The sequence below is a fragment of the Desulfoscipio gibsoniae DSM 7213 genome (assembly GCF_000233715.2).
Lineage (GTDB): Bacteria > Bacillota > Desulfotomaculia > Desulfotomaculales > Desulfallaceae > Sporotomaculum > Sporotomaculum gibsoniae.
Genome location: NC_021184.1, coordinates 211,794 through 224,028, shown reverse-complemented (window position 1 = coordinate 224,028; position 12,235 = coordinate 211,794). Strand labels below are relative to the sequence as shown.

The following is a 12,235-nucleotide window of genomic DNA, read 5'->3' as shown; positions in this document are numbered from 1 at the left end:
TCAGCATAATATAGAGCACCAGCTTTTTCATCTATCAAGATTCCCTCCCTGGATAAAATCCGACAGGCCTTTGCGTTCCGATTTCATACCATTGGCAAGAGCCAGTGCTTTTTCCCATGTCTTTTCCGTTTCATACTTAAGAAATTCATACAGGGGATTTAATTCCTCAGCCTCATCATACTTTTGCAGGCACTCAAAGTACATCCGCTTATCCTCGTCATAGACGATGAGGGGCGGGTGATTATGTATCATGAGATAGTAATTCATGAGTGTCCTGCCAACACGTCCGTTACCGTCTGCAAAGGGATGGATATACTCAAATCTCGCGTGAAGATAGGTAGAAGCTTTCAAAACGTCCTTGCCCCCATATTCATTTACTTCAGCAATCAGCTCCGTCAATTCGCTTTCCACATTTTCCGCAGCGGAGCCGACCTCATGGACACCGGTCACATAATCATGCTTTTTAAACTCGCCCGGTCGTTCCTCATTTACGATATACCTGCGCTCATCGTATGTCCCGCCAGTGAGAATTCTGTGAATTTCCTTGACCAGCTCTACACTCATAGGCTCCCTTTTTATGATTTTTTCTTTTAAAAACTCATAGCAAAGCTTTTGATTTTGCTGTTCAAACAAGGCACGGGGACTTCCGGTATAGCTCACCACCTTACCGTTTTCAAAGATTTCCCTTGTATCATGATAGGTGATTTCCTCATTCTCTATCTTCCCGGAATGGAACGCAAACAGGATACGGAAGCTGTCAAGGTATTTGTCCAGATCGACCGCGGACGTAATCTTGTAAGATTGCCAAAGTCCGATAACCCGGTTATATTGCTCCAAGTACATTCCCCCTTTTTATATTACCGAGTTCATTATATCACAGTTTTAACAAATTTAGACAGAAAGGACCATTACGTCCGTATTTTAATAAGGCCTGCAGATCGTGACAGCAGCAACTGCAACAGGAGCACAAAGCGTATTCCAGTTGACCGGGAGATGAAATGGTTAAATGAATTAACCCTTCCCTGTCCGCAATGGTTAAAATCTCTTGCCCTTCCTCCAGCGTAATGCGTTGCCCCACACCTCGATTCAACAATTCCTCAGCGGATTCATTAAGGTTTATACAGGTATTGACAGGTTTATGGCAATTTTGAAAGGTTAGCCGGCAAGAACATGGAATTAATACGCGCAATTATCTGCACAGGGAGATCATGGGGAATCGGAATAATTGGAGAAAGTTTGCGCTAAAGAACAACAACTGACAGGAGTATTGTTCATGGCGATAAGTGACCAGATGGGGTTATTCATCATCTATTTTGAACCGTAATCATTTATGTTATTACCATTACTTATGATACGGTTCACTGTAACGGGTTAAAGGGTAAATCCTTAATTGAACTTCTACAAAATTATGAATTAGAACAAGGTCTTTTTCATATATTTGGTAAAGTTAAGGGTCGAAAAGTAATCCGCAGGTGTTTCTGCCCGACGAATAAGTTCGGTGCTACCATCCTCTTTAAGCAAAACCTCTGCTGAGCGGAGCTTTCCATTATAGTTGTAGCCCATTGCAAATCCATGGGCACCGGTGTCATGTATGACGAGCAAATCTCCAATGTCAATTTTGGGGAGCATACGGTCGATGGCAAATTTATCATTGTTTTCGCATAGCCCGCCTGTTATATCGTATTTGTAGCTACAGGGGAGATTTTCTTTGCCCATAACGGTAATATGATGATATGCATCATACATGGCAGGACGCATAAGATTTGCGGCACAGGCGTCAAGGCCTATGTAGTCCTTATGTATGTGTTTTTCATGTATGGCAGTTGCGACAAGACAACCGTATGGAAAAAATGGCTTGAATCCGTTTAGCTATCTGCAATATTTTTTGAAAGGCTTCCCAATATAGATATCGAAAACCGAAATGCTCTAGATGAGCTACTTCCCTGGTCGGTTGCTTTGCCTTCGACTTGTCGAGTAAACAATAAATAGTTTAAGTCGTGCCCTACCCTGTTTACAAGGTGGGGCTTATTTTACGCTTACTGATAATGAGCCAGAGCAGCCTTTATCACAATATTTGTGGATTCATTGATATGCAGGAACGTGGATATATCAGCAATGGCGGACAGAATATGATCTGGAGCAGTAGGATTATAATGCTTCAAATTTGTAACGACATTGGATAAAAACGTTTGTTTTTCCCGAGTTTCAATTTCGGCTTCGGCTTCGACTCCATATAGAGCAATGCTGCATATATTTGATAGCATATGGTTTGTAAGCGTTTTTCCAAATGAGTGCTTATAAGCTAATGCAATAGAAGTAACACTGTCTATGTCGGCTCTAACTGATGTTCTGTCTGCCAATATTTCATAAAAAGAGGAGCTGGGATAATCTATTAATCTGGAATAATAGCTTTCTTTTAAGAGCATTAATTCTTGTATAGCATCTTTATTTGGCACATACATTGCCATGCCTTCCAGCACCCCCAGCAATTTATGAGTAGATGCCAACATAGCAGCCAATTCTTCATCCATTTCATAAAATGTACCACTTATCAAAGGACGAGGTATGAACGTGTAATAGCTAGATTTCCATTTATTATCTTGTACATGCTTTAGTTGAGTACTATCACATGTGTTCAGCAAATACAGCTATGATCTTACAGTTCCTCCACGTCAAATTTCAGAACAGAGGGATTTCCATTCTCGTCCCAATCCATCAGAAATGAGGCCCAGCCCACACAATGGTTGATACCTCCTTCCCCGTGCAGATATTCCTTCGCTTGCAGATATTCTTGTCCGCTTTTGCTTATGATAGAAAATTCCGTATAGCCACGGCAATTTCCACCGGCTAATTCATTTTCCCTGATGTTTTGAACGCTTTTGTTACCGTTAGCATCCACGGCATTTTTTCCATGAAATTCAACTGTCCGTCCCAGGCTGTCACATACTGCCTTATATTCGTTCTCTCCCTTTCCGTACAGTACCTTTACCTCATAGCCCTCATCAACATCTTCCTCAAGTTCCTCCAAATCATCCCCCGGAAGGCTCATCTGCATTAAGGTATGCTCCTTATATTTCAGGATTGATTTTTCTGCGGAACCGTTGCCTCCGTTGCCTCCGGTATCGATGCTGTAAATGATTTCTGTACAGCCGTCCCTATCAACATCCCCATAAAGTACGTGGCGAAATGCAAGGTATAAGCTTTCCTTGTACTCTTTTAAATATACGGGGTCATCATTCATATAGATGCACAGATACGTACCGGGATAGGACTCCGGCGTAATAGCTCCGTCACGCAGCTTTAGCAGGAGCAGGAGGTCCAGGGAACCGTTCTTATCCATATCCTCATAATATACTCCCCGGATTTCATAGCTTTCCTCTGCGTGAGGAATATCCTTGATTATTTTAGAATACCAGGTATCCTTTTCCTGCATGCTCATATCCAAATTCATGGTTTTATTGTTCCAGCCTGTGATAAATATATCCTCCTGCGGGTAGGATACCACACTTGAATTATTGATGGCATAAATCTGATATCCGGTGGAATCAAACTTCTCAAACCACAGCTCGCCGTTGCCCATCCTCACACCATACATGTTCGTGGGCAGATTGTCGGTATCAGTGGCTAATACCGAAGCCTTGAAATCCTCCTGTATGATTTGATCATATGCTGTCAGGAACTCTTCTTCATTATATATAACCTTCTGTTGGTCACCGACATATAATTTTATGGGATACTTTATTAATGATGCAAAACCTGCGTTATTATCCTCCTCCAGATATTTCATAATCAGATCCGCATATTCCTTATCTCCCAGTAGACCGGTATCCGACTGCTCCAGACTCACCTCAGGGGTAATATCCGTCCCATTTACCTTAGAATCCATAACTGGAGTCGCCTCTATTCCCGGAACTGTGAGAAAGCAGAATGCACATATCCCAACGATAAGGATTAAGAATGCGCTTATCATTGCCGTAGGCCTGCGAAATTTCAGAATATGCTTAATACTGCTTTCCGTATTAGTTTCACCAAAGGATACGATAACTGCCAGTTTGCTTTGCTTCATTGCAAATTGAAGCAGAGTAGCGGAATATTCTTTTCTGGTATTTATATCGGCATGCTTTAAGACAGCTTCATCGCAGAGCATTTCCCTGTCCTGATTCATTCTGTAAACTGCCAGCCATACGAAGGGATTCCACCAGTGCAGACATAGCGCAGCTATTTCCAGTATACAAAGCTGCGGATCAAAATGATGAATATGACTGCGCTCATGGCTGACTATATACGCTCTCTCTACTCCCGTTATACCGAAGGGGAGATAGATGCGCGGCTTAATACAGCCCATGACAAAGGGGGAGTGTATTCTATCGCATTCCCATACACCCTCTTCAGTATGAACTGCCGTTCGAAGCATTTTCTTCATTCTTACATATTGGGTTATATGTAGGACGACCATAAGCACTATACCAATCATCCATAGTATGAAAAGAATATCTCCCACAGACCAGTCCGTCCCAATGGAATTGTCGAAAGCTGTATTAACTGTCTCATTATTGTAGATAGGTGTACTGTTAGCAGGAGCTGGCCCGACCGGCTCCCCACCATTGGTTGAAGCATTGTCAGCAAAGCTTTCCTGAGCCGGTTCTGCCGGTAAAAGCCTGCTTTGGTCAGAGAATACTGTATTTGCTTCGCCGTCCATCTGCGGCACCAAACTGAAGCCGCTCTCGATAAAAATCGGACACAGTAGCCGTATCAGCACCAATACCCAAAGCATACAGGTATATACTTTCGGCAGCTTCGCAATAAATGTCCGAAGAACCATAATTACACATATGAGTAGGGAGGCTTGAAGACTCATTTTTAACAGGATATCAAAAAAATTCATCATATTTTTTCTGAAGCCTCCTCTATCATCTTCTTGAGCTTTTCCGCTTCTTCTCTTGTAATTTTTCTGTCCTTTAGAAATGTTGCACATAATTCAGGTATATTTCCGCCAAAAGTTTTTTCCAAAAACATATTACTTTCTTGCCTGATAATCTGCTCTCTTGCGTATGTCAAGCCCGTGCCGAAAACATTTTGGAAAGAGACCTGCATGATAACAGACATTGATAAAAAATATAAAAATATTTTTCGCTTTGCTTGACATACGGGCTAACAACTCTATTTTCTCTTCTGATTTCCTCCGTTAAAATACATTCCGCCCAGGCCAGACAACCTTCTATGCCCGGAGGTTTGATCTTCCTGGACGGACGGGCGCGAAGCCCGGCCTTTTCAAATTCATCAACCTCCGGGGGATAATTTTTAGAGCAAATCATTAACCGGCTCAGCCATGCCGGCAGCCGGCACATTAATTACGAACTCCTTTGTTGTGCGGATGTCGATCAAAGTGTCACGCTTTATCCAGGAACCAAGAACAATATCGTCGGAAGGCCTCAGTATGGGAGTAATGTTTGACCAGGGAGCCGCATTTTTCACTCCGCCCCCGCTCATCGTCGATATCAGTACCACCGGCATAGGTATAATATGTTCTCTTTTTCGTGGCGCAAGAATCATTTCGCCCACCCCTTTTTTAAATCAGTCAGTCCATGCAATTTCGACATGTTTTTAATTATTTCTTCAACATGCTCCGTAACATATTGATATCTAACTGGTTTCCGGCAAGGTTGGCCTGGTTGAAAATAACAAAAAACTCTTTATGAGCCTCTTCTGCCAATCCTCTGGCCTTTTCTGCCAGCAAAACCGATTCGTAGGAGGGATCCGCCACCATCAGCACTATGTCCGCGCCTTCCAGTATGCCACGGGCAAAATGTTCAACCCCCGCCTCGGTATCCACTATGATCCACTCATTTTCATTTATTTGAAGCTCATTAAGTAATGACCTCGTTATTGAGCCCATGGGGCAGGCGCAGCCCTCCATACTGTGTTCTATTTTACCAATGCGCAAACTGCCCACCTGCCCATCCCAGCCAACGCATTCCGATTGTAAAGACTGGCGTCTCTTTTTTCAAAGTCCCTTTTTAAGTATTACAAGAATGCTCCTTATAAGGTTAACAATATGGTAAACTGGCTTCCCTGTCCTTCTCCGGAAGAGCTGGCAATAATGGCTCCGCCCTGTTCTTCGAGAATTTTTCTACTCAAGTATAAGCCTATTCCAGAGCCTTCTGCCCCCACCACCTTCTGTGCTGCCCCTCGATAAAACCGATTAAAAACTTTGCCAATCTCATTAGGTATCCTATCCTACAAACATTTCATCACTTGCATCTTCAATAACTTGATTTAATACCTCTTGATATTCAATGGGTAAATTATCAAAGTACCGCAGTTCGATTCCATCAACAATTCCAATACTATTTCTTCTAAATATCTCGTAAAACTCTCTATTTGTAAAGTATATATACTTTCTATCAGCATTTGCCTTCTCCATTATATAGCACTTAGAATACAATCCATTTAGTTTTCCAACTGGTATGTTTCCACTTTTAGTTCTGCCACTATGATGGCAGATATGAACAATTATTTTTGAATCATCAGATACTCCAGAAAATTTCTTTTCTACACCTTGCGAACCCACTCTTATCTTTTTATTGCTAAAACTTGTTTTAAATTCACCTTCCAATACCTTAAGAATATACTTTGTTACTTTAATTAAATTTGAAGTATCCGCCATAAAATCCCCCCCCCTATTACATCTATCATCTAATATTCCCGGGATTTCCTCCTTATACTTCCGTATATATCAGGATGCGGGGTTGTTGACAACTTGGTAATCATGTGCTGCTTCGAAGGTATCAATAATACCCATGACACTGTTTTTATTATCTAAGGTTTCTTACTCAACTGTGCGTGATATGGATAATGTTTAATTGGCCGATTTGCACATTATGCTCATAAACTCTTAGTAATCAGGTTTATATCAGCTCCACCGTGACATCTTGGCGTCTTTTTTCATAAAACACCAGGCGCCACTCCACTTCGTCCACCGGCTCGAAGTGCAGTGCGGAGCAGGCTACATGGAGCCGGCCTTGGCCGCTGCCGCCAGAAATGATGGCAGTCGGACCATCTGCACCGCCAATGATGCCGATGTAAACGCTGCCAGATGCCTGCGGCTCATAGGGATAAGTGCGCTTCTGGCGGGGTTGGTCGGAACGAACGCAATCAGTGACAGTGAATGCACTATCGGGCAGATCCGGCGAGAGCGTATAGCGCATCACAGTATAGTGCGTCGGGAACTCTTGATTTTGGCTGACAAAATGCTCACGGGACATTTCCTGCCGCTCATATTCCTGCAAGGTTAGCGTATGCCGTGCGCCGGTGGTCGGGTGTGTAAACGCGATGCACTCACCAGGCGCTGATACATGGAAATGCGGTCCCGACATAGCGACAGGCTCCTGCATCAGTGTTACGCTGAGCATCGTGAGCGGCGGTTTGCGTTTCTTCGTCCAAGGAAAAGCAGCACGCCAGATTGCCCAGCCATAGGCAGGATCAAGGCCATAATGCTGGGTCGCGCTCTTGGCCTCAAGGCCGTTGCCCTCTGGGAAGCAGGGATTCCATGACACGCCGCAGCCATGAGAGACTGAAAGGACAGTTCCATTCAACATAACCTCAGCATTTATATTAATGGCCAGCGGATTTTCTGCATCAAACTGCATCTGCTGTTCATCGGTAAAGTCGGCTCCATCTTTCTCAATAGAGAGATTCCACTTGTCCATAAAGGAACGAATGTGCTCAGTTGGAACCTGTACGCAAAAGTCCACGACCAAGCCTTTACCGCAGATGTAAATCGCCGGAATATACCAGACTTCATCGTTCCAGACAAACCGCTTATCGAGAGAAATTTCCTTGCCGGCTCTTTCACGGCCATGATGCCCCCAAAAATTGCCGTCAAAGTAAACCTTCCATTCGGGTATCTTCGGCTCGACAGGAACCCACTCATAGTAATCTTCCGTATATTTGATGCGACTGTAATCAAACTCGGCCTGCAGCTCTTTGATATAAGCAAAGGGCTGCTCCATAGGCGCGAGCAACAGCTCCTCCCGAATGGTATCCAGCACGGTCTGCTGTTCAGCGGTAAGAGGATTGGCCTGCAGGAAGGCGTCAAACTGCGCTTGGTCCCAACAGTACACCTGCTCCAGTGCCGCAGCATCACCGCAAGCCAGCAGAAGCCGCAGGAAGTCCATAAAATCTCTTGCCACCGGATGCACATAGTTTCCCGGTGTGTTCATCGGGCTGACGGCAAACACCATCTCGCCAAAGCCACGTACGAAGCAATAGTGGATACCATCCACACCGGCCCAGCCAATCACTTTCGCACCCTTGGGTGTGCAGAAGTAGTTGCTTTTGCTCTCGCCACGCTCCAAGCCAATGCGGGAGACGTCAATATTCATTTTCAGATATCTTTCATAAATGGTTGCCATCATGACCTCGCGTTCTATGTATTCCCTGACTAATCTGGATTTATTGCAATGTAGGATTATATAAATACTCATGACTTGAATAAATTCTGAGTATTTTCGCATTATTAGCCTAATGGATATATGAATAATGTAAAACTGTAATTGAACTTGCGCTCGGGGAACTCGCCCCGGGTTACTCCTTTATACTTGTTCTACAATTAGCTTCACTGGTAATTTTACGTCGTTTGTTATTGTAAATAGAGCATATCCTAGGATATGGCCATCTGAGAATGTGATTGCTATATCCTTATTAGGAAGTAATACCCAGCTAATTGAGAAACGGGTTGCCCCTAGACATGGTTTAGATTTTATTAGTTTAATAATATTATTATCAATATAGCTAATTGAATTTACTACATTAGGTGGAACTTCTAGTAAGTTAGAGGTACCAATTTTGAACAGTGCATTAAAAGCTTCACCGAATATCCTATGACTTTCATGTCTTGTATATTTAAGAATGGTTTCAAGAGCTTTACTTGCTTTAAGTTGACCTAAAGACCAGAGTGAACGTTTAGTCAGCATATTATTACCTTTATTTGCTAGTGAAATTAGGAGTTCAACAGATCTATGATTTCCGATACGTCCTAGCGCAGTTGCCGCAATTTGAAGAAACTCAATATCAGTAGTTTTTTCACAAATTTTATGGATATGCTCCAAAGATTGTTTAGAACTAAGTTTCCCTAAAATCCAAACAACATTAGTTTTAGTTTTAGGGTTATCTTTAAAGTAAAGTAATTCAATTAATTTTTCCTCTATTTCATTAGATAATTTACAGTGATCTACTATTAATTTAGCAGAATGTTCTCTGACCTTATCATTTTCATCTTTCAATGTTTTAACCAAGAAATTCTCGACTATGCCTTTGTATTTTTCTTCCGAGAAATTTAAGTAATTTGAGAGTAAGTATAAAGAGTTAATTTTTTGTTCAGCAGTTTTATTTGCTGTTTCATTTATCAACTTCTGAAAATATCTTTCTAATGACGAAAATACCATGTTCGAATCTGAAGATGAATCTATACTAACGGCAATTTCGCTTGTAGTAAGTTCAAGATACCTTTGATAATATTCAGCAGATTGGGATAATAACTTATCATCCCAACAACCTTCACCAAGATAACTTTTATCTTTCAAAGCTTTTGAAAGTAAAAGATACACTTGCCAACTACCCGGATTAAGCTTTAATGCCTCATTTAGTAAATTAATTGTATTGTCGAATAACCATTGATGTGTACCTTCACCAGCACAAGTACCGGGATATTTATTACGGTAAAATTCTTGCATTGAGTGTAAAAAGGCACGGTCATCATTATATGATTTTATTGCTTCAATGAATAATGATTCATAGTCGTTACTCATTATATCCCTCCTATGACTAAAGACGAAGGTGCAAATTTACTTACCGAATCATGAATTATTTTTGCCATTATAATTTGTAATGCTTCAAGACTATCTTCATCTTCATAGTAAGTATATTTAATACCTGAAATATCTGAGGGAACCTCTGGGCTTCGTCTATGTTTTAATAAAATAATTTCTTTTCCCGCAGATAATCCTAGTTCAAATAGAACATTAGGATTTCTATCTGATATCTCGAATATACATATATTTGAATTTCTAATATTCTCACAAATTTCACAAGAAATATGTATACCTTCCTCACTGCCAACTCGTTTAAATGAAACTTTTTTTCCGACCCTTTTCAAGTCGGTGTTTGCTAAGTTTATTGCTAATTGAACACATGCTAATAAATCCGTCTGCCTATAATATTCAGAATTAAACTGGTAACCTAGAAAGACCGTATACTCATTTGGTAAGACAGATGTATGTATATTACATTGTTTCTTTGTAAGAAAACACTTAGTTGACAAAGATTCGCCTCCTTTCAAAGGCTAAATTCTCTAGTAATTAGATACTTCCTTTATGGATTATCAAGTTGATTATTGTCCTCCAGTGCACGGTTTTTGCATATTTTACCGCGTTTTTCCATGTATCTTATCTCGACAAATATGTTCCTAATTCTTTGATTCTATTGGGGTTTTGTTCCGTTCAGTAAACCCTAATTAATTCATTTCTCAAGGATGCTCCATGCAAATCCATATTTGAAAAGTTGGCCCCCTCATAATTTGGTATATTATTAATTTCATGTTTATTTGGAAACTCACCAGCAAAATCTATATTCCTTAAACTTGGATATATTTAGGGTTTTCGGTTCTCCATTTATTCCATTCTTTGACCCCACTTTTTAATTTATTGATATGTTCTTCATTTGCCATAATTTATCTCACCTAAATATTCAAAAGATATTTTTTAATTGCTACTTTAGTTTCCTCATCCTAACTTCCAGTTATAGACATTAAGTAACCTTTCAAACTGGTTTACAATATCTATCTGTATCATCAGAAGATTCCTTCACAAAAAATTAAAGCCAACACCTATAAAGATGCTGGCACAAGTTGACTCCCTTAATAATTCATCGTAAACTGACAAAATCCTCTATTTGGGTAAAATACTCCTTGCGTAATTAATGGACACCTGTTAACGGCAAAGCTGATATTATTACCGTTTAAAGACTAAAAGTTTTTGTTTTTATAAATTAAGTTGTAAAGGGTAAACGACATATTTTTACCTCACGGCGGAGTTTGCCGTTCACCTCGATCAAGTGCGGGACGGTCGTGCCCCAAGCGGGGAGGGGTTCCACCACCACCGCCGCCATCCGGTCCGAAATAACTGTCATGGGGTGGGGAGGTTCCGCACCCAAGAAAAACTGAATGTGTATATGAACCGTCAAAAGTTATTCATATAAATCACGGTGCACTTGATTCACCGGACAGGAGATGGCAAAGAGATCGTAAGAAACTACGTGCAAATGGTTAATACTACCATAAAAATCGAACAGCTAACAACCATTCGCACGAAACACCAATAGAAATTATTTATATCTGGCAAATATGTGCAACTTTCCTTATGAACCTCGTAATCACCATTGCTTAACTTCGGGGTTTTAGATGATACTCCTTCGGAGAATTCATAGTTAGTACCTTGATGTCCTTATTTGCCTATCCAACACTCAATAATTCCATTTTTCATGTTTTACCGGCAATCGATTTAAACCATCTTTATAATAGCGCCATTTGGGCATGAATTTATCCATATAAGCTGTAAAAATGTCATTGTGCTTTCTCTCCAACAGATGAACCATTTCATGAACCACAATATATTCCAAATACTCTGGAGGCTTTTTAGCTAGTTCTAAGTTTAGCCAGATTCGTTTAGCATTAGGATTACAGGTACCCCATCTGGTTTTCATTTTCTTGATACCGAATTCATTTACCTTTACGTTCATTTTCTTTTCCCATTTTTCAATGAGTTGGGGTACAGCAATTTTTAATTGAGCACGATACCATTCATCTAATATCCTTTGACGCTTTTCGGTGGGTGTTCCCGGTCGGATATACATTACAATTGTACTATGCTGCAACTCAATTTTAGGCGGTGCCTTATGTTCCACCACTTTAAGCAGATAACGCTTTCCTCTGAAGTAGTGACTCTCTCTACTGATAAATTCCCTGGGTGCTTCTCTATCCTGGTTTATAAATTTAGCCTGTTGTTTTTTAATCCACTTTAATTTTGAAAGGACATAGACCCGGATGATGTCCAAGTCCATTCTTTTGGGTGCAGAAATCCGAACTCTACCATCCGGCGGGTACACACTGAGGTGGATATTCTTAATATTTTTTTGCTCAACATCTATGATGATATCACCAAGCTGCAGTTGTACCATA

Annotated in this window: 13 protein-coding genes and 2 pseudogenes; 1 reads left to right on the top strand and 14 read right to left on the bottom strand. The window is 40.9% G+C overall.

Annotated elements, in window-relative coordinates:
- Window positions 1–27: 27 nt before the first annotated feature.
- Complete coding sequence (locus DESGI_RS01210; protein WP_006522971.1) at window positions 28–837, bottom strand: Fic family protein; 810 nt, start codon at window positions 835–837, stop codon at window positions 28–30.
- Window positions 838–1,413: 576 nt separating this feature from the next.
- Window positions 1,414–1,845: pseudogene (locus DESGI_RS01205) on the bottom strand (diaminopimelate decarboxylase family protein); the annotation flags it as partial.
- A gap of 1 nt (window position 1,846) precedes the next feature.
- Here DESGI_RS01205 and DESGI_RS26590 point away from each other — a divergent pair.
- Window positions 1,847–1,989: pseudogene (locus tag DESGI_RS26590) on the top strand (transposase domain-containing protein); the annotation flags it as partial.
- A 47-nt stretch (window positions 1,990–2,036) separates the two neighbouring features.
- Here the strand turns inward: DESGI_RS26590 and DESGI_RS01200 are convergent.
- From DESGI_RS01200 to DESGI_RS01155, 12 genes are all read right to left on the bottom strand, one after another.
- Window positions 2,037–2,531: a Fic family protein gene (locus DESGI_RS01200; protein WP_041284722.1), complete on the bottom strand. Its 495-nt coding sequence runs from the start codon at window positions 2,529–2,531 to the stop codon at window positions 2,037–2,039.
- Between the two features lie 125 nt (window positions 2,532–2,656).
- Window positions 2,657–4,888: a M56 family metallopeptidase gene (locus tag DESGI_RS01195; protein WP_006522975.1), complete on the bottom strand. Its 2,232-nt coding sequence runs from the start codon at window positions 4,886–4,888 to the stop codon at window positions 2,657–2,659.
- A complete protein-coding gene (locus DESGI_RS25975) occupies window positions 4,885–5,094 on the bottom strand; it encodes a BlaI/MecI/CopY family transcriptional regulator (RefSeq protein ID WP_281168109.1) in 210 nt (69 codons plus the stop codon). Before DESGI_RS25975 ends, DESGI_RS01195 begins: the two co-directional genes overlap by 4 nt.
- Window positions 5,055–5,348 carry a hypothetical protein gene (locus tag DESGI_RS25290; protein WP_006522977.1) on the bottom strand — a complete coding sequence of 98 codons (294 nt, stop codon included), beginning with the start codon at window positions 5,346–5,348 and terminating at the stop codon, window positions 5,055–5,057. Before DESGI_RS25290 ends, DESGI_RS25975 begins: the two co-directional genes overlap by 40 nt.
- On the bottom strand, window positions 5,302–5,553 hold the full coding sequence (locus DESGI_RS25285; protein WP_006522978.1) for a hypothetical protein: 252 nt from the start codon (window positions 5,551–5,553) through the stop codon (window positions 5,302–5,304). Before DESGI_RS25285 ends, DESGI_RS25290 begins: the two co-directional genes overlap by 47 nt.
- Window positions 5,554–5,608: 55 nt before the next feature.
- On the bottom strand, window positions 5,609–5,944 hold the full coding sequence (locus tag DESGI_RS01180) for an ATP-binding protein (RefSeq protein ID WP_006522979.1): 336 nt from the start codon (window positions 5,942–5,944) through the stop codon (window positions 5,609–5,611).
- 95 nt (window positions 5,945–6,039) lie between these two features.
- Entirely contained in the window at window positions 6,040–6,219 is a 180-nt protein-coding gene (locus tag DESGI_RS23500) for an ATP-binding protein (protein WP_281168108.1), read from the bottom strand.
- 13 nt (window positions 6,220–6,232) lie between these two features.
- Window positions 6,233–6,667, bottom strand: coding sequence for a hypothetical protein (locus DESGI_RS01175; protein ID WP_006522980.1), 435 nt, complete (start codon window positions 6,665–6,667; stop codon window positions 6,233–6,235).
- Between the two features lie 241 nt (window positions 6,668–6,908).
- Window positions 6,909–8,414, bottom strand: a complete 1,506-nt coding sequence (locus tag DESGI_RS01170) for a hypothetical protein (protein WP_041284721.1) — start codon at window positions 8,412–8,414, stop codon at window positions 6,909–6,911.
- Between the two features lie 180 nt (window positions 8,415–8,594).
- On the bottom strand, window positions 8,595–9,809 hold the full coding sequence (locus DESGI_RS01165) for a HEAT repeat domain-containing protein (protein ID WP_006522982.1): 1,215 nt from the start codon (window positions 9,807–9,809) through the stop codon (window positions 8,595–8,597).
- Entirely contained in the window at window positions 9,809–10,321 is a 513-nt protein-coding gene (locus tag DESGI_RS01160) for a hypothetical protein (protein ID WP_006522983.1), read from the bottom strand. The genes DESGI_RS01165 and DESGI_RS01160 overlap by 1 nt, the downstream gene beginning before the upstream one ends.
- Before the next feature lie 1,199 nt (window positions 10,322–11,520).
- The gene (locus tag DESGI_RS01155) at window positions 11,521–12,234 is read right to left on the bottom strand and encodes a M48 family metallopeptidase (RefSeq protein ID WP_006522984.1); all 714 of its coding nucleotides are present in this window, start codon (window positions 12,232–12,234) and stop codon (window positions 11,521–11,523) included.
- Between the last annotated feature and the right edge of the window lies 1 nt (window position 12,235).

Coding starts and splice junctions, on each gene's coding strand:
- DESGI_RS25285 (WP_006522978.1), bottom strand. CDS start 5,553: ATGATTCTTGCGCCACGAAAAAGAGAACATATTATACCTATGCCGGTG.
- DESGI_RS25975 (WP_281168109.1), bottom strand. CDS start 5,094: ATGCAGGTCTCTTTCCAAAATGTTTTCGGCACGGGCTTGACATACGCA.
- DESGI_RS01200 (WP_041284722.1), bottom strand. CDS start 2,531: ATGGATGAAGAATTGGCTGCTATGTTGGCATCTACTCATAAATTGCTG.
- DESGI_RS01170 (WP_041284721.1), bottom strand. CDS start 8,414: ATGGCAACCATTTATGAAAGATATCTGAAAATGAATATTGACGTCTCC.
- DESGI_RS01155 (WP_006522984.1), bottom strand. CDS start 12,234: ATGGTACAACTGCAGCTTGGTGATATCATCATAGATGTTGAGCAAAAA.
- DESGI_RS25290 (WP_006522977.1), bottom strand. CDS start 5,348: ATGTGCCGGCTGCCGGCATGGCTGAGCCGGTTAATGATTTGCTCTAAA.
- DESGI_RS01175 (WP_006522980.1), bottom strand. CDS start 6,667: ATGGCGGATACTTCAAATTTAATTAAAGTAACAAAGTATATTCTTAAG.
- DESGI_RS01165 (WP_006522982.1), bottom strand. CDS start 9,809: ATGAGTAACGACTATGAATCATTATTCATTGAAGCAATAAAATCATAT.
- DESGI_RS01195 (WP_006522975.1), bottom strand. CDS start 4,888: ATGATGAATTTTTTTGATATCCTGTTAAAAATGAGTCTTCAAGCCTCC.